This window comes from Rhodoferax mekongensis (genome assembly GCF_032191775.1).
GTDB classification, from domain to species: Bacteria; Pseudomonadota; Gammaproteobacteria; order Burkholderiales; family Burkholderiaceae_C; genus Allorhodoferax; species Allorhodoferax mekongensis.
On sequence record NZ_CP132507.1, the window covers coordinates 2,019,820 to 2,046,521 of the forward strand.

At 55.9% G+C, this 26,702-nt stretch carries 23 protein-coding genes, 2 tRNA genes and 2 pseudogenes; 21 read left to right on the forward strand and 6 right to left on the reverse strand.

Translation table 11 applies throughout. The features are described from left to right. Positions 1–30 precede the first annotated feature (30 nt). The gene (locus RAN89_RS09775; protein WP_313866154.1) at positions 31–789 is read right to left on the reverse strand and encodes a 3-hydroxyacyl-CoA dehydrogenase; all 759 of its coding nucleotides are present in this window, start codon (positions 787–789) and stop codon (positions 31–33) included. A 150-nt stretch (positions 790–939) separates the two neighbouring features. On the opposite strand from RAN89_RS09775, the gene RAN89_RS09780 reads away from it, so the two are divergent. The 3 genes from RAN89_RS09780 (at position 940) to rimO (ending at position 3,036) form a co-directional block, all read left to right on the forward strand. Beyond that, positions 940–1,016, forward strand: a tRNA-Val gene (locus RAN89_RS09780). A gap of 121 nt (positions 1,017–1,137) precedes the next feature. Beyond that, complete coding sequence (gene phaR / locus RAN89_RS09785) at positions 1,138–1,587, forward strand: polyhydroxyalkanoate synthesis repressor PhaR (protein ID WP_313866155.1); 450 nt, start codon at positions 1,138–1,140, stop codon at positions 1,585–1,587. Positions 1,588–1,632: 45 nt separating this feature from the next. After that, complete coding sequence (gene rimO / locus RAN89_RS09790) at positions 1,633–3,036, forward strand: 30S ribosomal protein S12 methylthiotransferase RimO (RefSeq protein ID WP_313866156.1); 1,404 nt, start codon at positions 1,633–1,635, stop codon at positions 3,034–3,036. A 106-nt stretch (positions 3,037–3,142) separates the two neighbouring features. On the opposite strand, the gene RAN89_RS09795 is transcribed toward rimO, so the two are convergent. Beyond that, positions 3,143–3,227 (reverse strand) — tRNA-Leu (locus RAN89_RS09795). Between the two features lie 49 nt (positions 3,228–3,276). Here RAN89_RS09795 and rnr point away from each other — a divergent pair. Further along, entirely contained in the window at positions 3,277–5,544 is a 2,268-nt protein-coding gene (gene rnr, locus RAN89_RS09800; RefSeq protein WP_313866157.1) for a ribonuclease R, read from the forward strand. A 67-nt stretch (positions 5,545–5,611) separates the two neighbouring features. Here rnr and RAN89_RS09805 read toward each other — a convergent pair whose 3' ends face one another. Genes RAN89_RS09805 through RAN89_RS09820 form a run of 4 tightly spaced genes read right to left on the reverse strand, consistent with a single transcriptional unit; the run spans position 5,612 to position 10,116 of the window. Further along, positions 5,612–7,066: an NAD(P)H-hydrate dehydratase gene (locus RAN89_RS09805; RefSeq protein ID WP_313866158.1), complete on the reverse strand. Its 1,455-nt coding sequence runs from the start codon at positions 7,064–7,066 to the stop codon at positions 5,612–5,614. After that, positions 7,056–7,943 carry an MBL fold metallo-hydrolase gene (locus tag RAN89_RS09810; RefSeq protein ID WP_313866159.1) on the reverse strand — a complete coding sequence of 296 codons (888 nt, stop codon included), beginning with the start codon at positions 7,941–7,943 and terminating at the stop codon, positions 7,056–7,058. The genes RAN89_RS09805 and RAN89_RS09810 overlap by 11 nt, the downstream gene beginning before the upstream one ends. Positions 7,944–7,954: 11 nt before the next feature. Beyond that, a complete protein-coding gene (locus tag RAN89_RS09815; RefSeq protein WP_313866160.1) occupies positions 7,955–8,797 on the reverse strand; it encodes an HDOD domain-containing protein in 843 nt (280 codons plus the stop codon). A gap of 53 nt (positions 8,798–8,850) precedes the next feature. Further along, positions 8,851–10,116, reverse strand: coding sequence for an NAD(P)/FAD-dependent oxidoreductase (locus tag RAN89_RS09820; RefSeq protein ID WP_313866161.1), 1,266 nt, complete (start codon positions 10,114–10,116; stop codon positions 8,851–8,853). Positions 10,117–10,366: 250 nt separating this feature from the next. Here RAN89_RS09820 and rpsB point away from each other — a divergent pair, with 250 nt between their 5' ends. The 17 genes and pseudogenes from rpsB (at position 10,367) to carA (ending at position 26,700) form a co-directional block, all read left to right on the forward strand. Then, positions 10,367–11,119 (forward strand): 30S ribosomal protein S2, encoded by a 753-nt coding sequence (gene rpsB / locus RAN89_RS09825; protein WP_313866162.1) that lies wholly within the window; start codon positions 10,367–10,369, stop codon positions 11,117–11,119. A gap of 82 nt (positions 11,120–11,201) precedes the next feature. Beyond that, positions 11,202–12,125 carry a translation elongation factor Ts gene (gene tsf / locus RAN89_RS09830; protein WP_313866163.1) on the forward strand — a complete coding sequence of 308 codons (924 nt, stop codon included), beginning with the start codon at positions 11,202–11,204 and terminating at the stop codon, positions 12,123–12,125. Between the two features lie 40 nt (positions 12,126–12,165). Next, positions 12,166–12,888, forward strand: a complete 723-nt coding sequence (pyrH, locus tag RAN89_RS09835; RefSeq protein WP_313866164.1) for a UMP kinase — start codon at positions 12,166–12,168, stop codon at positions 12,886–12,888. A 41-nt stretch (positions 12,889–12,929) separates the two neighbouring features. Beyond that, positions 12,930–13,490 (forward strand): ribosome recycling factor, encoded by a 561-nt coding sequence (frr, locus tag RAN89_RS09840; RefSeq protein ID WP_313866165.1) that lies wholly within the window; start codon positions 12,930–12,932, stop codon positions 13,488–13,490. An 11-nt stretch (positions 13,491–13,501) separates the two neighbouring features. Then, positions 13,502–14,209, forward strand: coding sequence for a polyprenyl diphosphate synthase (gene uppS / locus RAN89_RS09845; protein WP_313866166.1), 708 nt, complete (start codon positions 13,502–13,504; stop codon positions 14,207–14,209). A 30-nt stretch (positions 14,210–14,239) separates the two neighbouring features. Beyond that, on the forward strand, positions 14,240–15,100 hold the full coding sequence (locus tag RAN89_RS09850; protein ID WP_313866167.1) for a phosphatidate cytidylyltransferase: 861 nt from the start codon (positions 14,240–14,242) through the stop codon (positions 15,098–15,100). Beyond that, positions 15,097–16,283 (forward strand): annotated as a pseudogene (gene ispC / locus RAN89_RS09855) (1-deoxy-D-xylulose-5-phosphate reductoisomerase). The gene RAN89_RS09850 and the pseudogene ispC overlap by 4 nt, the downstream one beginning before the upstream one ends. Positions 16,284–16,301: 18 nt before the next feature. Beyond that, positions 16,302–17,660, forward strand: a complete 1,359-nt coding sequence (rseP, locus tag RAN89_RS09860) for an RIP metalloprotease RseP (protein WP_313866168.1) — start codon at positions 16,302–16,304, stop codon at positions 17,658–17,660. 103 nt (positions 17,661–17,763) lie between these two features. After that, positions 17,764–20,006: pseudogene (gene bamA / locus RAN89_RS09865) on the forward strand (outer membrane protein assembly factor BamA). Beyond that, entirely contained in the window at positions 20,006–20,515 is a 510-nt protein-coding gene (locus tag RAN89_RS09870) for an OmpH/Skp family outer membrane protein (RefSeq protein WP_313866169.1), read from the forward strand. The pseudogene bamA and the gene RAN89_RS09870 overlap by 1 nt, the downstream one beginning before the upstream one ends. Positions 20,516–20,567: 52 nt before the next feature. Beyond that, positions 20,568–21,521 carry a UDP-3-O-(3-hydroxymyristoyl)glucosamine N-acyltransferase gene (lpxD, locus tag RAN89_RS09875; protein WP_428984437.1) on the forward strand — a complete coding sequence of 318 codons (954 nt, stop codon included), beginning with the start codon at positions 20,568–20,570 and terminating at the stop codon, positions 21,519–21,521. Further along, positions 21,518–21,958 (forward strand): 3-hydroxyacyl-ACP dehydratase FabZ, encoded by a 441-nt coding sequence (gene fabZ / locus RAN89_RS09880; protein ID WP_313866170.1) that lies wholly within the window; start codon positions 21,518–21,520, stop codon positions 21,956–21,958. Before lpxD ends, fabZ begins: the two co-directional genes overlap by 4 nt. Before the next feature lie 10 nt (positions 21,959–21,968). Next, positions 21,969–22,763, forward strand: a complete 795-nt coding sequence (gene lpxA, locus RAN89_RS09885) for an acyl-ACP--UDP-N-acetylglucosamine O-acyltransferase (protein WP_313866171.1) — start codon at positions 21,969–21,971, stop codon at positions 22,761–22,763. 22 nt (positions 22,764–22,785) lie between these two features. Further along, positions 22,786–23,961 (forward strand): lipid-A-disaccharide synthase, encoded by a 1,176-nt coding sequence (gene lpxB, locus RAN89_RS09890; RefSeq protein ID WP_428984438.1) that lies wholly within the window; start codon positions 22,786–22,788, stop codon positions 23,959–23,961. After that, positions 23,933–24,571, forward strand: a complete 639-nt coding sequence (rnhB, locus tag RAN89_RS09895) for a ribonuclease HII (RefSeq protein ID WP_087497453.1) — start codon at positions 23,933–23,935, stop codon at positions 24,569–24,571. The genes lpxB and rnhB overlap by 29 nt, the downstream gene beginning before the upstream one ends. A gap of 7 nt (positions 24,572–24,578) precedes the next feature. After that, the gene (locus RAN89_RS09900) at positions 24,579–25,349 is read left to right on the forward strand and encodes a TrmH family RNA methyltransferase (protein WP_313866172.1); all 771 of its coding nucleotides are present in this window, start codon (positions 24,579–24,581) and stop codon (positions 25,347–25,349) included. 181 nt (positions 25,350–25,530) lie between these two features. Next, a complete protein-coding gene (carA, locus tag RAN89_RS09905; protein WP_313866173.1) occupies positions 25,531–26,700 on the forward strand; it encodes a glutamine-hydrolyzing carbamoyl-phosphate synthase small subunit in 1,170 nt (389 codons plus the stop codon). The last annotated feature ends 2 nt before the right edge of the window (positions 26,701–26,702 follow it).

Genomic DNA, 26,702 nt, shown 5'->3' on the forward strand with positions numbered 1-26,702 from the left:
GAGAAGTCTTCTTCTACACAGGAACCCGACTTACTTCGGTGCCAGGCGAATGGCTCCGTCCAATCGAATCACTTCGCCATTGAGCATATCGTTCTCAAAAATGTGGATCGCAAGTTTGGCGTAGTCCTGCGGAGTGCCCAGGCGTGAAGGGAATGGAACGCCAGCAGCCAATGAATCCTGCACTTCCTGAGGCATGCTGAACAGCATGGGAGTACCAAAGATGCCGGGGGCGATGGTCATGTTGCGGATGCCGTTACGTGCCAGGTCGCGTGCAATGGGAAGGGTCATGCCCACCACACCACCTTTGGACGCACTGTAGGCGGCTTGGCCGATTTGCCCATCGTAGGCTGCAACTGATGCTGTGGAGATCATGACGCCGCGCTCACCTGTGGATTCGGGGTCGTTTTTGCTCATGGCGTCTGCAGCCAGGCGGATCATGTTGAAGCTGCCGATCAGGTTCACGGTGATGGTTTTGCTGAATGAGGCGAGGGCATGTGCGCCGTTTTTCCCCACCGTCTTTTCGGCCGGTGCAATGCCGGCGCAATTCACCAAGCCCATGAGCTTGCCCAGTGACAGGGCCTTGGCAACCACGGCCTGACCATCGGCTTCATTGCTGACATCGCACTTCACGAAGGCGCCGCCCAATTCGTTGGCGATCGCCTCACCTTTCTCGACTTGCATGTCCGCGATGACAACCTTGCCACCTTTGGAGGTGAGCATGCGTGCGGTGCCTTCGCCCAAGCCGGACGCGCCACCGGTCACGATGAAGACTTTTCCTGCGATATCCATGAGGTACTCCTTGTAGAACTGAAAGTGTTTGACGTTTACGTAAACGTCAATTATGGCCTAGCGGGATTGCTGGTTTTTTGGAACTTTCTGAAGTGGTTTGTCTGGAAGGCGATTTTTATGCTGCTATACTTCGGCCTCTCGGATAAATGTAGGCGCATAGCTCAGCTGGTTAGAGCACCACCTTGACATGGTGGGGGTCGTTGGTTCGAGTCCAATTGCGCCTACCAAATTTTTCCGAATGCTTCTTTTCACTAGGGTAATCCTAGGTCAGCATCAGCCGGTCCCTCTCTAGAATGTGCTGCAGTGCAACACTAACTTGGCTCTCACATTACGTGCTGAGTGATCGCAATGCAAAAAAACTCCACCAAAGATCCCAAATCATCCCAACGGGTAATCAAAAAGTACCCGAATCGTCGTCTTTACGACACTGATACCTCCACGTACATCACACTGGCTGAGATCAAGCAGTTGGTCATGGATAGCGAGGCTTTCATGGTCGTGGATGCCAAGACAGGTGATGATCTGACGCGAAGTATTCTGCTGCAAATCATCCTGGAGGAAGAGGCCAATGGTTCGCCCATGTTCACGACCCCAGTGCTATCCAGCATCATTCGTTTCTATGGGCATGCCATGCAAGGTTTTATGGGTGGGTATTTGGAAAAGAACATGCAGGCGCTCATGGAGATGCAAGCCCCCATGGTGCAGGGCGTCATGGGCAACAATATGTTCCAGCAGATGCAGGAACAAATGCAAAAACAAACCGAGCAATTCCTCGGCACATTCGGCCTCAAGCGCTAAACGCTAGGGCCGGTGTCTGGCAGGCGGGCTCCGGAACTTCGCTATATGACTGATATTTTGACCCCCACCCAGACAGCGCAAGCTGCCCCCAAAGTCGGTTTTGTGAGCCTGGGTTGCCCCAAGGCTTTGACCGACTCCGAACTCATCCTGACCCAGCTGAGCGCCGAGGGCTACCAAACATCCAAAACCTTCCAGGGCGCGGATTTGGTCATCGTCAACACCTGCGGATTTATTGACGATGCGGTCAAAGAAAGCCTGGACACCATCGGTGAGGCGTTGGCCGAAAACGGGCGCGTGATCGTGACGGGTTGCCTGGGTGCAAAGACCACCGATGGCGGGGAAAACATGGTTCGCCAGATGCACCCCAAAGTGCTTGCCGTCACCGGCCCGCATGCAACCCAAGAGGTGATGGATGCGGTGCACTTGAATCTGCCCAAGCCGCACGACCCATTTCTGGATTTGGTGCCGCAGTCTTTTGGTGTGGCAGGTGTCAAGCTCACGCCACGGCACTACGCATATTTGAAGATCAGCGAAGGGTGCAATCATCGCTGCACCTTCTGCATCATCCCCAGCATGCGCGGCGACTTGGTGTCCCGTCCCATTGGAGATGTACTGAGCGAAGCTCGGGCATTGTTTGAAGGCGGTGTGAAAGAGCTGTTAGTCATCAGTCAAGACACATCGGCTTACGGTGTGGATGTGAAGTACCGCACGGGTTTCTGGGACGGAAAGCCTGTCAAGACCCGCATGCTTGAGCTGGTCCAAGCCTTGGGTGATATTGCCGAGCCTTATGGTGCTTGGGTTCGTTTGCACTATGTATACCCCTATCCCAGCGTGGATGAGATTGTCCCCTTGATGGCAACAGGCCGTGTATTGCCTTACTTGGACGTTCCCTTGCAACACAGTCACCCTGATGTGTTGCGTCGCATGAAGCGGCCGGCCAGCGGTGAAAAGAACCTCGAGCGTTTGCAGCAGTGGCGTGAAGCGTGCCCGGAGTTGGTGGTGCGCAGCACGTTCATTGCGGGCTTTCCCGGCGAGACAGAAGAAGAATTTGAGCACTTGCTCGACTTTGTGCGTGAAGCCCAGATTGACCGCGCGGGCTGCTTTGCCTACAGCGCAGTGAATGGTGCAACTGCCAACGATTTGCCGGGCATGTTGCCCGTGGAAGTACGGGAGGAGCGCCGCGCCAGATTCATGCAGGTTGCAGAAGAAGTATCTGCGGCCCGGTTACAGCGCCGTGTCGGCTCTGTGATGCAAGTTCTGGTGGATTCCGCGCCGGCTTTGGGTCGCAAGGGCGGTGTCGGTCGCAGCTATGCGGATGCCCCTGAAATTGATGGCGTGGTGCGTCTGTTGCCACCCGAAAAAATCAGCAAGACACTCAAGGTGGGCGAATTCACCAGGGCCCGCATCGTGAGCGCGCAAGGTCACGATCTGGTCGCACTTCCCATCTGATTTTTTGCCACTGACACATGCATCAAATGGTCAGTGGCACGAATCACACAAGCAAAAAAAAGCCGCTGTTTTCACAGCGGCTTTTCATTAACTACATTACCATTGTTGGTGCCCAGAAGAGGACTCGAACCTCCACGATGTTACTCGCTAGTACCTGAAACTAGTGCGTCTACCAATTCCGCCATCTGGGCATCTCAGGAAAGAGAGAAGTATATCAAACATTTAGGCCAAAACAGCAGTTTGCTGGAAGAAGTTGAAGGAATTGTTCAGGGGCATCGTGATGGACACGGCTTCGTGTCCCGCGATGACGGTGCTCCCGACATTTACCTTCCCCCCAATGAAATGCGGGCGGTGCTGCACAAAGACCGCGTCAAGGTCCGCATCGTGCGAAGTGACCGCAAAGGTCGCCCCGAAGGACGGGTGGTGGAAATCACAGAGCGTTCCAAACAACCCATCATCGGCAGGCTGTTGCAGGAAAGCGGTGTCTGGCTGGTAGCGCCTGAAGACAAGCGTTATGGGCAAGACGTATTGATCCCGAAAGGCGCCACCAGCGTGGCCAAGCCGGGGCAAGTGGTGGTGGTGGAACTTATCGAACCTCCCGCCCTGTTTGGTCAGCCGGTGGGGCGCATCAAGGAAGTGCTTGGCGAGGTGGACGACCCCGGCATGGAAATTGAAATCGCGGTGCGCAAGTACAGCGTACCGCATGAATTTTCTGATGCATGCGTAGCGCTCGCGCGGACTCTGCCGGACAAGGTCCGACCCCAAGACAAGTTGCACAGGATTGACCTGACTGATATTCCTTTGGTCACCATCGACGGTGAAGATGCCCGCGACTTTGATGATGCGGTGTATTGCGAGCCCGCCAGCAAAGGGCGTGGCAAGACGGCTCTCAAAGGTTGGCGTTTGTTGGTGGCAATTGCGGACGTCAGTCACTATGTGGAGACAGGTAATGCCATTGATGTGGATGCCTATGACCGCGCGACCAGCGTGTACTTTCCACGCCGCGTCATTCCGATGCTGCCGGAGAAATTGTCCAATGGCTTGTGCTCGCTGAACCCTGAAGTCGAGCGACTTTGCATGGTGTGCGATATGTTTGTCACCGAAGACGGCGAGGTGGATGCTTACCAGTTCTATCCCGCCGTGATGTGGAGCCACGCAAGGTTCACCTACACAGAGGTGGCCGCCATTCTCGGCAACACGCGTGGTCCTGAAGCAAGCAAACGCAAGGAGCGAGTGCAAGATCTGTTGAACTTGCATGGTGTCTACCAGGCATTGCTCAAGTCCCGCCACAAACGGGGCGCTGTGGATTTTGAGACCACCGAGACGCAGATTGTTTGTGATGAAAACGGGCGCATTGAGAAAATCGTTCCCCGTACCCGCAACACGGCGCACCGGTTGATTGAAGAGGCCATGTTGGCTGCGAACGTCTGCAGTGCAGACTTCATTGCCCAGAACAAACACCAAGGCCTCTTCCGCGTGCACGAAGGTCCTACGCCTGAAAAGCAGGAGACGCTTCGCAATTACCTGAAGGCGAGCGGCATCGGCATGTCAATCAGCGATAAGCCTGCCCCTGGCGAGTTTCAAGCGATCGCCGAAGCCACCAAAGACCGGCCGGATGCGCAGCAGATCCACTCGATGCTCTTGCGCTCCATGTCGCAGGCGATTTATACGCCTATCAACAGCGGCCACTTTGGTTTGGCGTTTGATGCCTACACCCACTTCACCAGCCCGATCCGGCGCTATCCGGATTTGCTGGTACACCGTGTGATCAAAGCGATCCTCGCCAAGAGCAAATACCAGTTGCCAACGTTGCCGACGCCGGGTGAGGCACACGCCAAGCTCGCCCGACGCCTGGAGAAGAATCTGGCGTCGCGGGTGGCCAATCCGGAAACCAAACCCAAAAAACTCAATGCGGAAGGCACTGCCTGGCAGGCGGCCGGTTTGCACTGCAGTGCGAACGAGCGCCGCGCTGACGAAGCCAGCCGCGATGTGGAGGCATGGCTCAAATGCAAGTACATGCGCGAGCACTTGGGCGAAGAGTATTCGGGTGTCGTGTCCTCAGCGACAAGCTTCGGACTGTTCGTGACCTTGGACGCCATGTACGTGGAGGGCCTTGTTCATATCACTGAGCTGGGAGGCGAGTACTTCCGGTTCGACGAAGCCCGCCAGGAGCTGAGAGGTGAGCGCACAGGTATCCGCTACGCGATCGGTACACGGGTCCGCATCCAAGTGAGCCGAGTGGACCTCGATGGGCGGAAGATCGATTTCCGTTTGGTGCAAGAAGGGGCGGGATCCATTCCCAGACTGCCTCCTGAAAAGGGCGTCGGCCGCGACATCAAGCCGGGTCGCGCTGACTTCGCGGGGCGTTCAGATTCGGACGCCGGTGCGGGCGTCGCCTTCAAAGGCAAGGTTCGCCAACAGCGAAGTGCCGCGAAGTCTTCGCGCAGCAGTCGAGGTGTGGAAAAGGTGAGTCCATCAACGAAGAAGACTACCAAGAAGCGCAGATAGCCTGATGACTATTTGCTATTAAAATGGTAGCTGCTAGCGCATATTGCATGAGCGCTAGCAGCTATTTTTATATGGATTCCAGCAGTCCGCTGGCAGTGAGCGATGTGCGCTTTACCCACTGGTCCGCTAGCGCACCGTGGTGGTAGCAGGCTGCGCATGCCGCTTTCCACGCACTTGCGTGGCGCGCCAGTGCGGCGCCTGTCATGCCAGCAAGCACGTCACCCGTGCCGGCGATGGCCAGTTTGCCGTTTCCGGAGGGGTTGATGTGCGGTAAGCGATCTGGCGCTGCGATGATGCTCCCCGAACCTTTGAGAATCACGGTGCACTTGAACTGCTTCGCTAGAAGTTGCGCGGTACGTAAGCGGTCTGCTTGCACTTCGCCGACGCTGCAGCCCAGCAAACGTGCTGCCTCCAAGGGGTGAGGGGTGATCACTGTTGTGTCCACATCGCGACCCTGAAGCAGTGTTTGGAGGTCGGCGGAAGCCGCAATCGCGTTGAGCGCGTCGGCGTCCAAAACCAAGTGTTTTGATTCCAGGAGCCAACGTGGGAGGGGATGTGCAATTTCCTCGCCACCGCCACAACCGGCGACCAGAGTCAGCTGTTGCGGCTGCAGTGCGTCTGTATGGCGTTGCATCAGGTCTGCAGGCACCTTGACCGAAGCCTCTCCATTTGCCGAAGGCAGCAAAGCCAGATACACCCTGCCAGCACCAGACTGCAGCGCGGCCCTGGCCGCCAAGACAGCGGCGCCTTGCATGCCTCGCGTGCCACCCGCGACGGCAACATCCCCAAAACTGCCTTTGTGGGAGAGATGGGGGCGGTGGTACGCCGCAGGCATGGGGTTGAGCCACGCTGTTGGTTCAGCAGTTGATTCCAATCCCAAAGTGTTCAGCCACAGGTTACCGCAGACATCCCGTCCGTGAAGGGTCAGCAATCCAGGCTTCAAACGCAACATTGACAAGGTGTGTGTGGCATTCACGCAGGCGCCAGGCGCATCACCGGTGTCAGCCATCAGTCCGCTGGGAATGTCGGCGGATATCACGTCGCATGATCGTGAATTGATGAGACCTATCCAATCAGCGTATGTCCCGGTTGGCGCATGAGTCAGTCCGATACCCAGCAACGCATCAATGCATATATCCCAGTGATCTGGAGCGTGGTCATGTATGGCCACCCCTGCTTGTCGTGCCCTTGCGAAGGCCAGTCCAGCGTCAGTGGGCAAGGGCTTGTCTGCGGCTGGCATGCTGACATGGATTTCCTTGCCCCACTGATGTAGATGGATGGCAGCCTCTAATCCATCGCCGCCGTTATTACCGCGCCCGCAGGCGATCCAAAAAACGTGTGCATGTGGCGCTACTGCTAGCGAAAGCTTTGCCAAAGCCAAGCCGGCCCGTTGCATAAGGTAGCCCGGCGGGTGGTTCTGTATCGCGTTTTCCTCAAGAGTTCTTGAGGCGGTTGTGCCGAGTATGGGCAGGCGCGCAAAAGTCTTGGGGCCTTGGGTGGAAAGAATCCACTCAGAATTCATAGGTGTCGCCCTCTCGCGCAAGCCGTATATCCATGCCTGTGCTCAAGTGGGCGTTTTGTTCCAATGCGTCGGCAAAAGCCAATTCCAGGGCGTCGTCACTCCGGGTCGGCTCGTGATGTGTGCAAAAGAGCACTTTGGCCCCCGCAGCATGAGCAGACGCAATGCTGGTGCTGAAGGTGCCATGCCCCCAACCTTTTTTGGCAGGGTACTCGGCATCGGTGTAGGAGGTGTCAGCGATGTACACTTCCACTCCCTTGATAGCCTCCAGGATGGCATTGTTCTTTTCATCGACGAATGCCTGATAGTCCTCGAAGCCTTCGTCGCCGGGTTCGTAGATGTTGTAAGGGGGCTCATGGTCGCCGGTGAAGAACACAGACTTTCCGTTGCATTCGATGCGGTAGCCGAAATCCACTACCGGATGATTCAGGAGGCACGGTGTCACAGTGGCACTTCCAATCTGGATCGGCTGGTCAGGCATGAGAGTGACGTACTCGATGCGGGCTTTCATCTCTTCCTCACGCACCGGAAAGTAGCTGTACTGCAGTTGCACCGCCATCACCTGCTCGATGCCCTTGCCAGAGACCGGGTCGAAGCCACCATGCAATCGCAGGGTGTTTCCGGGGATGAAATTCGGGATAAAAAATGGAAGCCCCTGAATGTGATCCCAATGAGAGTGGGTGATCAGTACATTGGCGGTTACCGGCATTTCTGCCAGCAAGGTCTGGGAGAGTGGGAAGATGCCGGTGCCTGCGTCCAGAATGATCAATTCGTTGTTGTCTGTACGGATTTCAATGCAGGTCGTATTGCCGCCGTACCGCACGGTTTTGGGACCGGGCGAAGCTATGGAACCGCGTACTCCCCAAAACCTGACCTTCATAAGTCTGTCCTTTATAACTTCGCGAATACTTGTGCTTCTTCAAACAAGCCTGTCAGATCACCCAAAGAGGCAATGACCTGCTCCAAATCGCCGCCCAAGCGCTTCTGTAATGGTGCTGGAAGTTCGTCAATGCAGTGGTTGCCGGCAAAGCCAAAAGCCAAACGCTTGCTGATTTGATTTGCAGCAAAAACGCAAGCGATCATGTCGGTATCTTTCAGGTTGTCTGCTTTTTGATGTCGGATGGTGTCTACCAGTGCAGGGGCAAAACGCCATTTCTCCACAAGCATGGCGCCTACCACCGCATGGTCTGCGCCGATGGTGATTTGCAAGGCGTTATGCAAAGAACTGTTGTCTGCGGCACTTATGGCTAGAGCCGCTTTGAATTCCTGTGGCATGAATTGGGCGAAAACCATCTTGCCAAAATCATGAAGGAGACCTGCAATGAAGCAATCCATCGGATCTGCGTCGTCCAGCTTCAACGCAAGTTGCTTGGCAATATTGGCGGTGGCCAATGAATGCAAAAGATACTGCTGGACGTCAAACCCAGCGTGGTTATCTTTGGGAAGCATGCCAATGGCCGCAATACTCAGTGCCAGATTCTTGATGGTGTTAAAGCCTAGGTACACCACGGCATGGCCGATGGACGTTACTTGCCGCGGAAGGCTGTAGTACGCCGAATTGACTACCTTCAGAATTTTGACCGTGACCACCGGATCTTTGTCAATGACGTCAACCAGATCCTTGGGCGTGCTGTTGACATCCCGGGTCAGTTCCAAAATACGTTGGACGCTTTTCGGAAAAGCGGGCATTCCGTCTACCGCGGCGGCAAGTCGTTGTGACAGTTCTGGGCTCATGATGTCTCTTTCCCTGTGCTGCTTTGCCTGCCGGAGAACAAGGCTCGCAAAGCCTATCGGTTGAAGCGATGCGGACTCAGAAGTTCGCTTGGCAAACTGGTGGATTGGCCTGAGATTTGTTCGGATAGTAACCGCGCGCTGGCGGTCGCCAGTGTCCAGCCATTGGCTCCATGGGCCAAGTTGAGCCAAACACCTGGAAGTCCGGCATTTCCGATCAACGGAAGGCCGTCATGGGTAAAAGTGCGACTGCCTCGCCATATTTGTGTTCCAGCCGGGTAATTGGCGGCGCCGGGAAAGTATTGATCCAGTGTGCGGAATAGCTTGTTGACAAGGCGCTTGTCGTGCTCCTTCGTCGCCGTTTTGTTTAGTTCGGCCCCGCCGCAAACCCGCAATCTCTTGCCAATGCGGGCGATAGTGATACCGGACTTGCAATCCTGCAGGGCACTTCGCGGGGCATTTAGCGGCTCGCGGATGGCAGCACTGAGTGCATAGCTGTCGATCCGTGCGGTAGAGGCGTGGAAGTTGGTTTTCAAAATCTCTTCCGGTGGAAGGGATTCTGTACAGAGCACAACATGATCAAAAGACTGGATGTCACCGTTCTTGAGTCGAACTTGCGGCTTGCCCTGAGATACCAGCGCTGCGACTTCAGTGTCAAATTGAAAATCCACTCCGTTGCGTTGTGCTGCATGTTTGACCAGCAGCGAGAATTGGCGGCAGTTCATGACGCGGTCGCCCGGCAAGTAGATCGCCTTGAACACACTATCCGCCCCATGCAGGGCCGGTTCATGGGCTTCTAACTCCTCCCGTTCCAATAATCGATAACTTTGTCCCGCGTCCTTCAGTGACTGGAGTCTTGCAACATGCCTGTTCAGTTCTGATTCATTGCTTAGCAATATGAGCTGCCCTTGACTCTGTTCAACTTCCCATTGGTGATGCGAGATCAGTGCATCTGTAATCTCCATCCCCCAAAAAGCCATTTTTTGCCCGAACGACTGAATGGCGCTCACCTTATCGATTTCTGCTTCTGAACACTGTGACCACAGCCAGCGAAAGTTGACCGGCCTGGCCCAGCGCGAATACGACATTTGTCGGCTGCTCTGCCAAAAGCGGCGTAACCTGTGCCCTGAAAACATGGAAGTCGATAAAGGCAAGGTAAAGCTGTTGCAGTGCATGCCGCCATTTGCAAAACTCGAGGATTCACTGGCTGCACCGTTTTTCTCAAATACGGTGACAGCATGGCCGGCTTCGGCCAATTCATGGGCAGTCGTTATTCCGACGACTCCCGCGCCCACAATGGCTATTTTCATTTCAACTTTCAATTTTGGATGCGTCTCTCGCTAGTCCTTATTTTTTCATAGGTTTCGGGCTGCCTGACGGAAATACTCCAACCATTGGATAAATGGGGCGCGGAAGGGCGGGGCGTTTGAAGTCCGCGCGTGCTATACTCGATGGGCTTTGGTGGGTGCGCCCGCGGAGCAAATCACAAACCACCCCCACAAGGTGTTGCCCAAGGTGCGTTCTGAGGGTAATCAGCGGGGTGGATTTCAGACCCAACCTTCGGAGTTAAATATGGCAGTAACAATGCGCGAAATGCTGGAAGCCGGTGTCCACTTTGGTCACCAAACCCGCTTCTGGAACCCCAAGATGGCCCCGTTCATCTTCGGTCACCGTAACAAAATCCACATCATCAACCTGGAAAAATCGCTTCCGATGTTCCAGGAGGCGGCCAAGTTTGTGCGCCAACTGTCTGCAAAGCGCGGCACCATTTTGATGGTGGGTACCAAGCGCCAAGCACGCGAAATCGTGGCGGCAGAAGCCCAGCGCGCCGGTGTTCCTTTTGTCGATCAGCGTTGGTTGGGCGGTATGTTGACGAACTTCAAGACCGTCAAGACTTCCATCAAGCGTCTGAAAGACATGAAAGTTCAGCAGGAAGCTGGTTTGGACAGCATGAGCAAGAAAGAGCAACTGATGTTCGCTCGCGAGCTCGAAAAGCTGGAAAAAGACATTGGCGGTATTCAAGACATGAACACGCTGCCTGATGCTATTTTTGTGATCGACGTGGGTTACCACAAGATTGCCATTGCGGAAGCACGCAAGCTTGGCATTCCTTTGATCGGCGTGGTGGACTCTAACCACTCTCCCGAAGGGATTGACTATGTGATTCCTGGTAACGACGACTCTTCCAAGGCAGTGACTTTGTACGCTCGTGGAATTGCTGACGCGATCCTCGAAGGCCGTGCTAACGCTGTGGATGATGTTGTCAAGGCGGTTGCCGCCGAAGGTGATGACGAATTCGTTGAAGTGAGCGAAGCTTCCGCTTAAGCACTTTTGCACCCGAAAAAGGGGGCTTCGTTGCCCCTTTTTTTTAGCCCTTATTAAAACTGTTGAAATTCGGAGAATACAAATGGCAGCAATTACAGCGAGCATGGTGGCAGAACTGCGTGGCAAGACAGATGCGCCTATGATGGAATGCAAGAAAGCTTTGACGGAAGCTGATGGCGATATGGCAAAGGCGGAAGAGATTCTGCGTGTCAAGTTGGGTAGCAAAGCTGGCAAAGCCGCCGCGCGCGTGACGGCTGAAGGCGTTGTTGCTACGAGCATCGCCAATGGCGTCGGCGCGTTGATCGAAGTGAATTGTGAAACGGACTTCGTCACCAAGAATGACAGCTTTCTCGCACTGGCAAATGCTGCAGCCAATCTGGTAGCCGTGAACAATCCTGCCGACGTTGCTGCGTTAGGCGCACTGGCCTACGAGCAAGACGGCTTCGGACCTACCTTGGAAGATGTTCGCAAGGGCCTCATTGGCAAGATTGGCGAGAACATGACCTTCCGCCGTTTCCAACGTTTTGATGGTTCCAGCAAGCTGGCCTCTTATCTGCACGGTACACGCATCGGTGTGGTGGTTGAGTTCGACGGTGATGAGGCTGCTGCGAAGGACGTCGCCATGCACGTAGCGGCGATGAAACCTGTGTCTTTGTCTGCGGACCAGGTTCCTGCAGAGTTGGTTGAGCGTGAGCGTTCGGTAGCTGCAGCAAAGGCCGCGGAAGACGCAGCTATCGCTACCGCTGCCGGCAAGCCTGTGCAATCTGCAGAGATTGTTGCCAAGCGCATTGAGGGTGGTGTTCAGAAATTCCTGAAGGAAGTTTCTTTGTTCAACCAGCCTTTCGTCAAGAACGACAAGCAGACTGTTGAGCAAATGCTCAAGGCGGCGTCTACCACCGTGAAGGGTTTCACACTGTACGTGGTAGGGGAAGGTATAGAGAAGAAAGTAGACGATTTCGCTGCAGAAGTTGCTGCACAAGTGGCAGCGGCCAAGCAGTCTGCTTGATCTGCAAAGAAAGTTGTTAGTCACCGAACGGGAGTCGTCCATGAGTCAAACCAAACCTGCTTACAAGAGAATCTTGCTCAAGTTGTCCGGCGAGGCATTGATGGGCGACGATCAGTTCGGTATCAACCGGGACACTATCGTCCGCATGGTTGATGAAATTGCGGAAGTTACCCGTTTAGGTGTGGAAGTTGCCGTTGTGATTGGTGGCGGCAACATCTTCCGAGGTGTTGCAGGTGGTTCTGTGGGGATGGATCGTGCAACTGCTGATTACATGGGCATGTTGGCGACGGTGATGAATGCACTTGCTTTGGGTGACACCATGAACAAGGCCGGTCTAACAGCACGTGTGATGTCCGCTATCGGCATCGAGCAAGTGGTGGAGCCCTATGTCCGTCCCAAGGCCTTGCAATACCTCGAAGAAGGCAAGGTAGTGATTTTCGCTGCGGGTACAGGGAATCCATTTTTTACAACGGATACTGCCGCAGCGTTGCGCGGAGCAGAGATTGGTGCCGAGATGGTGTTGAAGGCGACGAAAGTCGATGGTGTTTACACAGCGGACCCCAAAAAGGATCCCTCGGCAACCCGCTACTCGAAGATTACGTTCAATGACGCGATGACCCAAAACTTGGGCATCATGGATGCTGCTGCATTCGCCCTCTGCCGTGACCAAAAGCTGCCGATCAAGGTTTTTTCCATCTTCAAGCACGGAGCACTGAAACGTGTGGTGATGGGTGAAGACGAAGGAACCCTGGTGCACGTGTAAGCAGAGTAAAGGCATAGTGATCGCTTAGGAGCTAATAAACCATGTCCATTGAAGAAATCAAGAAAACATTGGATGCCAAGATGGATCAGTCCATTGCATCCCTCAAGAATAACTTGACGAAGATCCGCACAGGTCGTGCGAATCCCGCATTGTTGGATACAGTGCACGTGGATTACTACGGTTCCATGGTCCCCTTGAGTCAAGTAGCGAACCTTTCGCTCATTGACGCTCGAACGATTAGTGTCCAACCTTGGGAAAAGAATATGGCTCCCAAGATTGAAAAGGCCATTCGCGACTCAGATTTGGGTTTGAACCCCTCCAGCATGGGTGAACTGATTCGGGTCCCCATGCCTGCGATGACTGAAGAGCGTCGAAGAGAATTGACGAAAGTGGTCCGTGGTGAAGGAGAGGGTGCCAAAGTAGCGGTTCGCAATTTGCGTCGTGACGCCAACGAGGCTGTCAAAAAGCTGGTCAAGGAAAAGCTGGCGTCTGAGGATGATCAAAAGCGTTGTGAGGCCGATGTGCAGAAAACGACGGACAAGCACATAGCAGAGATTGATCGTTTGGTGGCTTCCAAAGAACAAGACATCATGGCCGTGTAACGCGGTATTGCATGTCGGCATCAGTTGCACCCGGACCATTGCATGTGGCCATCGTGATGGATGGGAACGGGCGATGGGCATCCAAGCGCTTTCTTCCTCGGTTGGCGGGACACAAACAGGGCGTTGACACACTGAAGCGAGTTGTCAGGGCCTGTTCCACTAGGGGAATATCAACGCTGACGGTGTTTGCGTTCTCTTCCGAGAACTGGAATCGTCCTACAGACGAGGTATCGGGGCTGATGGATTTGCTGGCAGGCGCCTTGGCTCGTGAAGTGTCGCAGCTCAAGCAGGAGGGTGTTCGCCTCAGGTTTGTCGGCAGTAGGACAGCGCTTTCCGAGAAGGTACAGCAAGGCCTACAACAAGCGGAATCAGAAACAGCGATCAACACCGGGTTGACGCTCAACGTTTGCTTTAACTACGGCGGACGATGGGATATTGTCCAGGCAGCCAGCGCCCTCGCGAAACGCGGGGAGGCTATCACTGAGGATAGCCTTGACAAGATGATGGCGCTCGCTCCATGTGCAGACCCCGATCTTTTTATCCGTACGGGGGGTGAATACCGAATCAGCAATTTCTTGCTGTGGCAATCGGCCTATGCAGAGTTTGTTTTTAGCCCCGTTTTGTGGCCCGATTTCAGTGAAGATGACCTCGATACGGCACTGACTGAGTATCGAAGCCGTGAAAGGCGATTTGGTAAGACTTCTGAGCAGCTTCGCTAGGCGTGCGTTGCTCTTTCTGAAGGGTTTTCTATGCTGCGCTTGCGCGTCCTTACTGCGATCGCCTTACTGGCTGTCTTGGTTCCTGCTGTCTTTTATCCGGCCGTCGTCGCTTTCGCCAGTGTTGCGGGTCTATTGATGGCCTGTGGAGCCTGGGAGTGGTTTCGGCTGAATGGAGCAGGTCGATTCCAATCTGTGATTGCTGGTGCTGGATGTGCAGTGACTTGTGGCGTTTTATGGGGTTTACACCCACCTGCTTTTGTCTTGCAGTGGGTCTGGTCTGCAAGCGCGGTGATCTGGGTCGCCGGTGGAGTCGCTTTGATCCGTGCCGGTGTGCCGGCTTGGACGGCGCTCGATCAAAATTTCCGGCAGTTGACTGGTTTCGCCGTTTTGTGCGCGGCGTGGCTGGCAGTGGTGTCTGCGCGCATCCAGGGCGTGAATTTTCTTTTCTCAGTTTTGGCCTTGGTCTGGGTCGCTGATATAGGTGCTTACTTCGTAGGGCGCTCGCTGGGAGGGCGCTTTTTCAAACAGAAATTGGCACCAGATATCAGCCCAGGAAAAACCCGAGAGGGAGCTGTGGGTGGAATCGTCGGGGTGCTGTTGTTGGCGGTTCTTTGGATTCATGTTGACCGGAGCTGGGTGTTGGATTCACCCAGCATTTACACCATTCTCGCCGCCAAACACTGGGTATTCCTGGTTCTCGCTGCTCTTTTCCTGGGCGTAATGAGCATCTCTGGAGATCTTCTGGAGTCTTTGGTGAAGCGGGCTGCGGGCGCTAAAGACAGCAGCCAACTCTTGCCGGGTCATGGCGGAGTATTGGACAGGGTGGATGCGTTGCTGCCAGTAGTGCCACTGGCCATGTTTTTGCAGTCTTTTTCATCGCTACCTCTATGAAGCAAATCGCTGTGCTGGGATCAACCGGCTCCATCGGTGTCAATACCCTTGATGTGTTGAGGCGGCATCCTGAGAACTTTTCTGTTTTCGCGCTCACTGCTTCGACCAATGTGGAGGTGATTCACGCGCAATGCTTGGAGTTTCGTCCGCGATTTGCGGTGATGGTGAGCCCCAAGCATGCGATGGCGCTTCAGGAACGGCTCAAGAAGTCCGGAGCCAGCACCGAAGTGCTATCGGGGCCTGCCGCACTTGATGAGGTCGCCGCGCATGCCGATGTTGATATGGTTATGGCCGCCATTGTTGGGGCGGCAGGGTTATCGTCTTGCATCGCTGCCGCATCTGCAGGAAAGCGCTTGCTTTTGGCCAACAAAGAGGCACTCGTGGTGGGGGGGAAGTGTTCATGTCGGCGGTGAAGCAAGGTAGGGCTGTTTTGTTGCCCATCGATAGCGAACACTCCGCCATTTTTCAGTCGCTCCCGGATAGTCGGGAGCACTGGCCATCCGTGATAGACAAACTGATCTTGACGGCATCGGGTGGCCCTTTCCGTACTTGGAGCCCAACTCAAATTCGGGAGGCGACACCTGAGCAAGCTTGCGCTCATCCCAATTGGGTCATGGGGCGCAAGATATCGGTGGACTCCGCGACCATGATGAACAAGGCGCTCGAGGTCATTGAGGCCAAGTTTTTATTCGATGTGCTTCCCCAGCAAGTGGACGTCATTATTCATCCCCAAAGTGTGGTGCACTCCATGGTGCAGTACGTGGACCATTCAGTCGTGGCCCAGTTGGGTACCCCCGACATGCGTGGTCCCATTGCTTATGGCTTGGCTTGGCCGCAGCGAGTTGCATCGGGGTCAGCCGCCTTGGATTTTTCCACGATGGCGTCGCTGACCTTTGAATCCATTCACTCACAGGATCATCAAGCACGATTCCCCGGTTTGAAGCTGGCTTGGGAAACTTTAACGGGCCAAGCGGGATCAACTGTTCTATTGAATGCCGCTAATGAAGTTGCGGTGGCAGCATTTTTGGATCGTCGCATTCGTTTCGATCAAATCCATATTGTGAACACACGCACCTTGAACCAGATGAGCTTCGTTTCCCCGGATGATTTGTCCTCTTTGATGACTTTGGATGCAGATGCTCGAAGGTTGGCTGAGCACATTTGCACATCACTGCGGCAGTAAATAGATATCAGGTACCGTATGCAAACAATTTTGGCTTTCCTCGTTGCCATTGGTTTGCTAGTTGCCGTGCATGAGTGGGGGCATTTTTGTGCAGCCCGTCTTTGCGGGGTCAAGGTTCTCCGATTTTCCATCGGATTTGGGCCTAAATTGTGGGGGTGGTCATCCCGTCGGACGGGTACTGAGTTCGTCCTGAGTGCTATTCCCCTGGGTGGCTACGTCAAGATGCTCGATGGTCGCGAGGGACCAGTTGCAGCGTACGAAGCATCGCGGGCTTTTGACAAGCAGTCCTTGCGCCGTCGATCGTTCATCGTTGCAGCCGGGCCGCTAGCCAATTTGGTGTTGGCGATTGGTCTTTACTCCCTCGTTAATTGGCAGCCAGTTGATGCGGCCGCACCTGTTCTCCCGACGCCTGTTGCCTCCTCTTTGGCCGATAAGGAAGGTTGGGTAGGTGGGGAGCGCATCCTGGAGGTGGGTGTGTCGCAAGACGCGCTGACCCCCATAAGCACTTTCGACGAATTCCGATGGTGGCTTACCACGGCCAGCTTGGATCGCGAGGTTCTGTACGTAAGGTTTAGTGAGTCAGGTCACGACGGATCCATAAGCAGTCAGTTGCGTTCGCTGGATCTCAGATCTCTGGGCGGCGGCGCTACAGATGCCTCGCTTTTTAAGAAGATCGGCTGGCCCTCTCCTTTTTCCAAACCGGTCATGGGTGACCTCAGCGCTGAGGGGCGTGCTGCTGCAGCGGGGCTGATGTCCGGTGATGTGGTGTTGGCGGTAGATGGAAAATCCATGCGCGATGCACACCAGCTCAGGGCATTGATACGCAGTTCTCCTGAAGTAATGATGGCATGGCAAGTGAAGCGCTCAGGCCAGGTACTAAGCTTCGCTGTAACTCCAAAAGCCGAAAAAGAGGGTGTGGAAGTGGTCGGTCGTGTGGGCGCGTTCATTGGTGGCACTCCGGATACGGTGTCGGTTCAATATGGGTTCGCGGAGGGAATTACGCGGGCTGTCGGGAAGACTTGGGACATTGCCCGCATGTCTTTGGTTGCGATGGGGCAAATGATCACAGGTCAGGTGTCGCTTCGTAATTTGAATGGACCATTGGCAATCGCAGACTATGCCGGCAAATCTGCTGCCCTGGGTTTTGTGCAGTTTTTGAGCTTTTTGGCGCTTATCAGCATCAGTCTCGGGGTGTTGAACCTGCTCCCCTTGCCGGTCTTGGATGGTGGGCACCTGATGTATTATCTTTGGGAGGGGCTGACCGGTATACCGGTGCCCGAGAAATGGTGGGAAGTGCTTCAACGCGCTGGTGTTGCGTTGTTGCTGGTGATGATGTCTATCGCCTTCTATAACGATGTTTTGCATATCTTGGGTTAAGACGCCTTGCCGCTCTTGACCCGACCCCCGGAGATTCAACTTGAGTACTTTGAAAAATTCTCGTCGCAGCGTTCGGTATGCTGCTTGCAGCGGCTTGCTTGCCATGCTGTTGCAATCTGCTTGGGCGCTGGAACCATTCGCGGTTCGTGATATCCGGGTAGAGGGTCTTCAGCGTGTGGAAGCCGGTACGGTGTTTGCCTCCATGCCCGTTCGTGTGGGTGATACCTATACCGATGAGAAAGCGGCAGCCTCTATTCGCTCGTTGTTCGCCCTCGGACTTTTCAAGGATGTGCGAATCGAGAGCAAGGATGGCGTTGTCATCGTTATCGTGGAGGAGCGCCCCAATGTCGCGGATGTTGATTTCTCCGGGAATCGGGAGTTTGACAAAGAATTGCTCAAGCGTGCCTTGCGGGATATCGGTCTGTCAGAAGGGCGTCCGTTCGACAAGGCGCTGGTTGACAGGGCAGAGCAAGAACTCAAAAAGCAATACATCAGCAAAAGCATGTACGCTGTGGACATTGTGACCACAGTGACACCGATTGAGCGGAACCGTGTGAACGTCAGTTTTGCGGTCTCCGAAGGTGAAACTGCAAAAATCAGTGAAATCAATATTGTCGGGAACAAGAGCTTCCCCGCAAGCACACTTCGTGGCCTATTCGATTCCGATACCGGAAACTGGCTGAGCTGGTACACGAAGTCCAACCGCTATGCCCGCACCAAGCTGAATGCAGATATAGAAACCTTGCGGTCTTATTACCTCGCGCGCGGCTTTCTCGAATTCAAGGTCGACTCCACCCAGGTTGCAATTTCTCCGGACAAGAAGGATATTGCCATCACGATCAACATTACCGAAGGGGATCAATTCGCTGTTTCGAAGATCAAGCTGGCTGGCAACTTTCTGGGGAAAGAGCAAGAGTTCCAGTCATTGGTGACCATCAAGGCAGGTGAGCCTTATAACGCCACGGATGTGGCTCAGACCACCAAGGCATTTACCGATTACTTCGCCAATTTCGGGTATGCGTTTGCGCGGGCCGAAGCGCGTACCGACATTGACCGTGCCACGAACCGTGTGGAAATTACCTTGGTCGGTGAACCGTCTCGTCGGGTCTATGTCCGACGGATTAACGTCGCTGGCAATGACCGAACTCGTGATGAAGTGATTCGCCGCGAATTTCGACAACTGGAGGCAGCTTGGTATGACGGAGAGAAAATCCGTCAGTCGCGCAACCGCGTGGACAGGCTGGGTTATTTCACCAATGTGGGCATTGATACCCAAGAGGTAGCAGGATCCCCTGATCAGGTGGATCTGACGATCACAGTTGCGGAAAAACCTACGGGCAGTATCAGCTTGGGTGCAGGCATCTCCAGCGCAGATGGACTGGGGCTTTCATTCGGCTTCAAGCAGGAAAACGCATTCGGTTCCGGAAACTCTTTGGGAATCGAAGTCAATACCAGCAGGGCCAACCGTACCTTGGTACTCAGCACCACCAATCCCTACTTCACCGACGATGGGGTTTCGCGCACCTTCGATCTGTACCAGCGTACGTCCCGGCCCTACGATGACGTGGACACTTACGCGATTGAAACGACGGGCGTTGGAATACGTTTTGGGGTGCCCTTCTCGGATTCGGATACCGTGTATTTTGGCCTGGGGGCGGACAAGACCCGTATTATTCCGGGCACCTATTTACCTACGGTGTACCAGGATTACGCCAACGAGTTCGGTTACAGCGCAACGGCAATCCCGCTGACCGTAGGCTGGTCCAGAGATACGCGTGACAGTGCGCTGGTGCCTAGCACCGGTCGGGTCATCCGCACGAATGCCGAATGGAGCGTGGGGGGGACATGCGATACGTACGTGGCACGGCGCAATATCAGCAATTTGTTCCCGTTACCCGAACAGTGACGGCAGCATTCAACACGGAGTTGTCGATGGGGGCAGCTACCGGTTCTGGTTCCTATCCGATTTTCAAGAATTACTATTTGGGTGGATTGGGTTCGGTACGCGGATTCGAGCAGGGCAGTTTGACCACTGCTGCACAGCGCGCCGCGTCACTGGCGGCTACGGGCGGAGCCAAAAAAGTGGTGTTCAACGCCGAGTTGCTTTCGCCGCTTCCGGGCGGCGGCAACGACCGCACATTGCGGGGCTTTGCGTTTGTAGACGCTGGGGGTATCTATGGCGTTGATGAGGCGATTCAGCTATCGGACATGCGGGCATCTTTCGGTGTGGGCATCAGTTGGATATCTCCGGTAGGCCCACTGCGTCTGGCCCTCGCTCGGCCTTTGTCCAAGTTTGACGCGGATAAAATGCAAAACGTTCAATTTCAAATCGGAACAACCTTTTAATGAAAACAGTACAAGTGAAATGGGCGTTGGCGGCTGCGTTGGTAGTGGCATTGGGCAGCAGTTTCGCCCAAGAGTCCAAGGTGGGCTACATCAACACGCAACGAATCACCACAGAGTCGGCACCCGCAAAGGCAGCACAAGCCAAGCTGGAGCAAGAATTCTCCAAGCGACAGAAAGATTTGGCTGACTTGCAGCAGTCGCTCAAGTCCATGAGCGAAAAGTTTGAACGTGATGCACCCGCCATGTCGGAAGCACAGCGCGCGGCACGCCAGAAGGAATTTGCCGAGCAAAACCGCGACTTTCAACGCAAACAGCGCGAGTTCCAAGAAGACTTGAACGGCCGTCGCAACGAAGAGCTCCAGAAAGTACTGGATGCGGCTAACCGGGCCGTCAAGCAGGTCGCAGAAGGTGAGAAATACGACTTGGTGCTGCAAGAAGTTGTCTACAGCAGTGCGCGCCATGACATTACCGAAAAGGTTTTGAAGATTCTCAACGCCGGTGCCAAGTAAGCTTTGACGACACAGGCTGTTCATGTGAAGTCCTTGACGCTCGCGGCACTGGTTGAACAGCTGGGGGGAGCTTGTAGGATCGTCAGATGTGATGATTACGGGCCTGGCTCCATTGGAAACGGCCACCGGTACGGATATCAGTTTCCTCAGCAATCCCAAGTACCAGCAGCAACTCACCCAGACACTGGCCGGGTGTGTGATTGTGGGGCCTGCCATGGCGGCTTTGGCATCGACGCGCGGCCCGTGCATCGTTACGCCCAATCCTTACCACTATTTCGCCCGCCTGACACAACTTTGGCGGCGGCAGATCGCGCGTGATGTTTCCGGATTGCCGGCCATCCATCCCAGTGCCGTGGTCGACCCCGAGGCCCGAATTGCAGGAACGGCCCGTATTGGGCCTCTGTGCGTCATCGAGGCCGGCGCAACGGTCGGCGAAGGCACAGTGCTAAAGGCCCGCGTAACCTTAGGCGAAGACTGCCATATTGGCGAACGCTGCATCGTGCACTCAGGAGTGGTGATTGGTGCCGATGGTTTTGGGTTCGCACCGGATGACGGGCGTTGGGAAAAGATTGAGCAATTGGGGGCTGTCCGCATCGGAAACGACGTGGAAATTGGTGCCAACACCTGCATCGACCGAGGTGCGTTGAGTGACACCATCATCGAAGATGGTGTGAAGCTGGACAACCTGATCCAGATCGGTCACAACGTGCGCATCGGGGCGCATACCGCCATGGCAGGTTGTGTCGGTGTCGCAGGTTCCGCGAACATCGGGTCACACTGCACTGTAGGTGGTGGTGCAATCATTCTGGGGCACCTCACCCTGGCTTCCGGCGTGCACATCTCAGCAGCGACGGTGGTCAGCAAGTCGATTCACAAGCCGGGCAACTACACCGGTATCTTCCCACTCGATGAAAATGCAAACTGGGAGCGCAACGCTGCATCATTGAAGCAGCTCCATAGTTTGCGCGACCGAATCAAAACCTTAGAAAAAGAGAACAAGCCATGATGGATATCCACAAAATTCTGAAGCAACTGCCGCATCGTTACCCCTTCTTGTTGGTGGATCGTGTGCTGGAGTTGGACAAAGGCAAGACCATCAAGGCGCTGAAGAACGTCACCATCAACGAACCCTTTTTTGAAGGCCACTTCCCCCATCGGCCGGTGATGCCGGGTGTGTTGATGCTCGAAGCATTGGCTCAGGCAGCAGCGCTATTGGCATTTGATGCCTTGGACACAGCACCCAATGACCAGATGGTCTATTACTTTGCTGGCATCGACGGCGCCCGCTTCAAGCGACCTGTGGAGCCGGGCGACCAGCTCCACCTGAATGTGGAAATGCTGCGCATGAAGGCGGGCATTTTCAAGTTCAAGGCGAGTGCCACTGTAGGCGATGAACTGGCCTGCGAGGCCGAATTGACCTGCGCGATGCGCGCCATCAGCTAAGGGGCGGGACGTGTCTAACGTTCACCCCACTGCGATCATTGCGCCCGGCGCCGAGCTCGACAGCTCGGTCACGGTGGGCCCGTATACGGTCATCGGGCCTCATGTGCGAATCGGTGCCGGCACCACGGTGGGACCGCACTGCGTGATCGAGGGGCACACCACCATTGGTGAGAACAACCGGATTTTCCAGTTCAACTCCTTGGGGGCGATTCCGCAGGACAAAAAATATGCTGGTGAGCCCTGCGAGCTGATCATCGGCGACCGCAACACCATTCGTGAGTTTTGCACCTTCAACATCGGCTCCCCCGGGGATGCCGGCGTTACCAAAGTGGGAAACGACAACTGGATCATGGCCTACGTTCATCTTGCACACGACTGCATGGTGGGCAATAACGTGATTTTTGCCAATAACTCCCAGCTTGCCGGCCACGTGCATGTGGGTGACTGGGTGATTCTGGGGGGCTTCACCGTGGTGCATCAGTTTGTCCGTTTGGGCGCGCACAGCATGAGCGCCATGTGCTCATTGTTGTTTGCGGATCTCCCGCCCTTTGTGATGTGCCAGGGACAGCCGGCCAACGCCAGGTCCATGAATTTTGAAGGCCTGCGTCGCCGAGGCTGGACTCCCGAGCGCATTTCCGGTGTGAAGGCCATTCACAAGGCCTTGTACCGGGACGACCTCACGCTGGAGCAGGCCAAAGAGCGCATTGCCACCATGGCCTTGGAGCGCCCTGAAACTGCGCCTGACGTGGCGATGATGAACGACTTCCTGGCTGGCGTATCCGCGAACCGCGGCATCGTGCGCTGAGCGTTAGCGTTCACTGCTTGTGATGGACAGCAGCCCCCGTGCGAAGGATGCGCCTGTCATCGCGATGGTGGCGGGCGAGGCATCGGGCGACTTGCTGGCGGGGTTGCTACTGGCAGGCGTGCGTCAACGCTGGCAGGGAGCGATCGCTCACGGCATAGGCGGCCCGCAGATGGCTAAGCAGGGCTTCCGAGCCTGGTGGCCACACCACAAGTTGGCCGTGCATGGCTTCAGCTGGGAGCTGTTGCGACGTTACCGTGAAATCGTGGGCATCCGCGCTGCATTGGGGGACCGGCTTTTGGCGGCGAAACCCGATGTCTTCATTGGTGTCGATGCGCCGGATTTCAATCTCGATTTGGAAGCCCGCCTCAAGGCTCAGGGAGTCAAGACGGTGCATTTCGTCTGCCCCTCCATCTGGGCTTGGCGTCCGGAGCGGGTAGAGAAACTACGCCGCAGCACCGACCATGTGCTGTGCATTTTTCCCTTTGAGCCGGAATTACTGGCTTCTCATGGGATTGCCGCGACCTATGTCGGTCATCCTTTGGCTAACGTCATTCCCATGGAGCCGGACAGGGCAGCCGCGCGCCGCGGGCTGGGCCTATCCGACACTGACGAGGTGGTGGCCATTCTGCCGGGCAGCCGCCAGTCGGAAATCCGTCACTTGGCTTTCAGGTTCTTTAGGGCTGCAGCGCTTATCCAATCTGCGCGACCAGCTATCAAATTCATAGTGCCAGCAGTTCCCGGTTTGTTGCCTGAAATAGAAGCGATTGCGCTGCGCAGTGGCATGGCCGGGCGCTTGCAGCTACTGACAGGCCAGTCCCACACGGCTTTGGCCGCCTGTGATGTCACCCTGATTGCCAGCGGCACCGCCACCTTGGAGGCCGCCTTGTTCAAGCGCCCCATGGTGATCGGGTACCACATGTCCTGGTTGTCGTGGCAGATCATGTGCCGCAAGCGGCTGCAGCCCTGGGTAGGATTGCCCAATATCTTGTGTCGCGACTTTGTGGTGCCTGAGCTGCTGCAGGATGCTGCTACTCCGGAAGCACTCGCGGCTAGCGTGTTGCAATGGTTGGATGCGGCGCGTCAGGAGCCTGCGAAAATAGCCGTTCTCGAATCCACCTTCCGCGCGTTGCACACCGAGTTGCTGCGCGACACCGCTTCTCTTGCCACCGATGCCATTGAAAAAGTCCTCCAAAGCTAAAAGCACCGTCGCTGCCAAGGTGCAGCAAGTGGCCTTCAGCTGGGACATTCCGGGACTGGTAGCCGGAGTGGATGAGGCCGGTCGCGGCCCCTTGGCCGGGCCGGTAGTGGCTGCTGCGGTCATTCTGGATGACCTGCGCCCGATTGCGGGATTGAACGACTCCAAGAAGCTCAGCGCTGCGCGCCGAGAAAAGCTCTTTGACGAAATTCGCGCCAAAGCCCTGTGCTGCTCCATCGCACAGGCCAGTGTGGAAGAGATCGACGAGATCAACATCCTGCAAGCTACGCTGCTCGCCATGCGTCGCGCGGTAGAAGGTCTGCGCCTTAAGCCGGCCAAGGTGCTGGTCGATGGCAACCGCCTGCCGGTACTGGATGTGTTGGCTGAAGCCATCGTCAAGGGCGATGCCACGGTGCCCGCCATTTCTGCTGCCTCCATCCTCGCCAAGGTCACCCGCGACCGTTGGTGCGCCGAGTTGGACGCTCGATACCCCCAATACGGCTTTGCCACCCACAAGGGCTATGGCACTGCCGAGCACCTGGCCGCCTTGCAGACCCACGGTGCCTGCCCGGAGCATCGCAAAACTTTTGCGCCGGTGACCCGCGTGCTCTGAAGCTTTTATGACCGAACCCATCCTCATCAGCTCCCGCGAGAACGCGCTCCTCAAGGAGCTGCGCAAGCTCAGTACCGACAACACTGCGTACCGCAAGGCGGGGCGCTTCTGGATTGAGGGTGACCACTTGTGCAGTGCCGCACTGGCGCGGGGCGTGGTCCCATCAGTGCTGGTGGTTTCTGAGTCTTTCTGGCCTGCAGCGCTCGTGGAGTATGCGCGAGCAGCTATCAAAACAGTAGTGATTCCGGATGCCTTGTTTCGCGAAATCAGTGGGTTGGAGTCGCCTGCCAAGATTGGTTTTTTGGTGGATTTGCCGGAGGTGGTAGGCATCGAACCTATGGCCGCCACCGTCATTCTCGACCGGGTGCAGGATGCCGGGAACGTGGGTTCCATCCTGCGCAGTGCAGGGGCCTTCGGTTTTCGTCAGGTGCTCGCGCTCAAAGGATCGGCCGCGCTCTGGAGCCCCAAAGTATTGCGGGCAGGGATGGGCTCGCACTTTGGCCTTCGATTGATCGAGGGGCTGGAACTGCAAGACTTGGATGCGTTGAAAGTGCCCTTGGTCGTGACAAGTTCACACCAAGGCGCTCTGGTGCAAAAGCTGGACTTGCCTCATCCCTGTGCATGGGCCATGGGGCACGAAGGGCAGGGCGTCTCCGAGGCGCTCATGGCCAAAGCTTCGGTCTTCGCGCGCATAGGTCAGCCGGGCGGGGAAGAGTCCCTCAATGTGGCAGCGGCAGCGGCCATTTGCTTGCATGCAAGCAGCTTGAAGCTTGCCTGAAACTGAATTCGGGTTTGCCCTCGGCTATAATCAGAGGCTTTCCAGAAAACAGCCGTCCCAAGCGCACCTCTGCACATTCCCTCGTAAAAAGCAACCGCTAGGAGTCACCTCCCGCGCGGTACCCGCCAAGAGCCTGTCTTGAGCGCGTTTGGGCGTACCCGTAAAACATTCGGAGAAACCAGTGCTTTTGTCTCTCAAGGGAACCACCCCACCCGCCATCCTGGCGCTCGCAGACGGCACGGTCTACATTGGCAATTCCATTGGAGCCGCAGGCTCTACCGTCGGTGAAGTCGTGTTCAACACCTCCATGACCGGCTACCAGGAGATCCTCACCGATCCCAGCTATTGCCAGCAGATCGTCACCCTGACCTACCCCCATATCGGCAACTACGGTGTCAACCCCGAAGACGTGGAGTCCAACAAGGTCCACGCCGCCGGCTTGATCATCAAGGACCTGCCATTGGTGGCCAGCAACTTCCGCAAGACCCAGACGCTGACCGAGTACCTGGTCGCTGAAGGCACCGTGGCGATTGCCAACATCGACACCCGCCAGCTGACCCGCCAGCTGCGCACGCAAGGCGCGCAAAACGGCTGCATCATGGCCTTGGCTGCCGGCGAAACGGTGACCAAGGAAGCCATTGAAAAAGCCGTGGCTGCCGCCAAAGGCGCGCCCAGCATGGCGGGCTTGGATTTGGCCAAGGTGGTTTCCAGCGCCAGCAGCTATGCGTGGACGGAGGCTGAATGGACCCTGGGCCAAGGCTACGGCCAGCAAACCGCCCCCAAATTCCATGTCGTAGCCTATGACTTCGGTGTAAAGAAAAACATTCTACGCATGTTGGCCGAGCGCGGCTGCAAGGTGACGGTGGTACCTGCGCAAACCTCCGCTGCCGAGGTGCTCAAGCTCAACCCGAACGGCATCTTCCTGTCCAACGGCCCCGGTGACCCGGAGCCTTGCGATTACGCGATTGCTGCGGCCAAAGAACTGATCGAGACCGGCACCCCCACGTTTGGCATTTGCCTGGGTCACCAGATCATGGCGCTGGCGAGCGGTGCCAAGACCTTCAAGATGAAATTCGGCCATCACGGTGCCAACCATCCGGTCAAAGACTTGGACAGCGGCCGCGTGTCCATAACCAGTCAGAACCATGGCTTTGCGGTGGATGAGAAGTCCTTGCCTGCCAACCTGCGCCCCACGCACGTCAGCTTGTTTGACGGCACCTTGCAGGGTCTGGAGCGCACTGACAAGCCGGCTTTCTGCTTCCAGGGGCACCCTGAAGCATCGCCGGGTCCGCACGACATCGGCTACCTGTTTGACCGCTTCATCACAGAGATGGAAAAGAAGGCAGGCTGAGC

Coding starts and splice junctions, on each gene's coding strand:
- RAN89_RS09775 (WP_313866154.1), bottom strand. CDS start 789: ATGGATATCGCAGGAAAAGTCTTCATCGTGACCGGTGGCGCGTCCGGC.
- phaR (WP_313866155.1), top strand. CDS start 1,138: ATGCAAAAAAACTCCACCAAAGATCCCAAATCATCCCAACGGGTAATC.
- rimO (WP_313866156.1), top strand. CDS start 1,633: ATGACTGATATTTTGACCCCCACCCAGACAGCGCAAGCTGCCCCCAAA.
- RAN89_RS09805 (WP_313866158.1), bottom strand. CDS start 7,066: ATGAATTCTGAGTGGATTCTTTCCACCCAAGGCCCCAAGACTTTTGCG.
- RAN89_RS09810 (WP_313866159.1), bottom strand. CDS start 7,943: ATGAAGGTCAGGTTTTGGGGAGTACGCGGTTCCATAGCTTCGCCCGGT.
- RAN89_RS09815 (WP_313866160.1), bottom strand. CDS start 8,797: ATGAGCCCAGAACTGTCACAACGACTTGCCGCCGCGGTAGACGGAATG.
- rpsB (WP_313866162.1), top strand. CDS start 10,367: ATGGCAGTAACAATGCGCGAAATGCTGGAAGCCGGTGTCCACTTTGGT.
- tsf (WP_313866163.1), top strand. CDS start 11,202: ATGGCAGCAATTACAGCGAGCATGGTGGCAGAACTGCGTGGCAAGACA.
- pyrH (WP_313866164.1), top strand. CDS start 12,166: ATGAGTCAAACCAAACCTGCTTACAAGAGAATCTTGCTCAAGTTGTCC.
- frr (WP_313866165.1), top strand. CDS start 12,930: ATGTCCATTGAAGAAATCAAGAAAACATTGGATGCCAAGATGGATCAG.
- uppS (WP_313866166.1), top strand. CDS start 13,502: ATGTCGGCATCAGTTGCACCCGGACCATTGCATGTGGCCATCGTGATG.
- RAN89_RS09850 (WP_313866167.1), top strand. CDS start 14,240: ATGCTGCGCTTGCGCGTCCTTACTGCGATCGCCTTACTGGCTGTCTTG.
- rseP (WP_313866168.1), top strand. CDS start 16,302: ATGCAAACAATTTTGGCTTTCCTCGTTGCCATTGGTTTGCTAGTTGCC.
- RAN89_RS09870 (WP_313866169.1), top strand. CDS start 20,006: ATGAAAACAGTACAAGTGAAATGGGCGTTGGCGGCTGCGTTGGTAGTG.
- fabZ (WP_313866170.1), top strand. CDS start 21,518: ATGATGGATATCCACAAAATTCTGAAGCAACTGCCGCATCGTTACCCC.
- lpxB (WP_428984438.1), top strand. CDS start 22,786: ATGGACAGCAGCCCCCGTGCGAAGGATGCGCCTGTCATCGCGATGGTG.
- rnhB (WP_087497453.1), top strand. CDS start 23,933: ATGCCATTGAAAAAGTCCTCCAAAGCTAAAAGCACCGTCGCTGCCAAG.
- RAN89_RS09900 (WP_313866172.1), top strand. CDS start 24,579: ATGACCGAACCCATCCTCATCAGCTCCCGCGAGAACGCGCTCCTCAAG.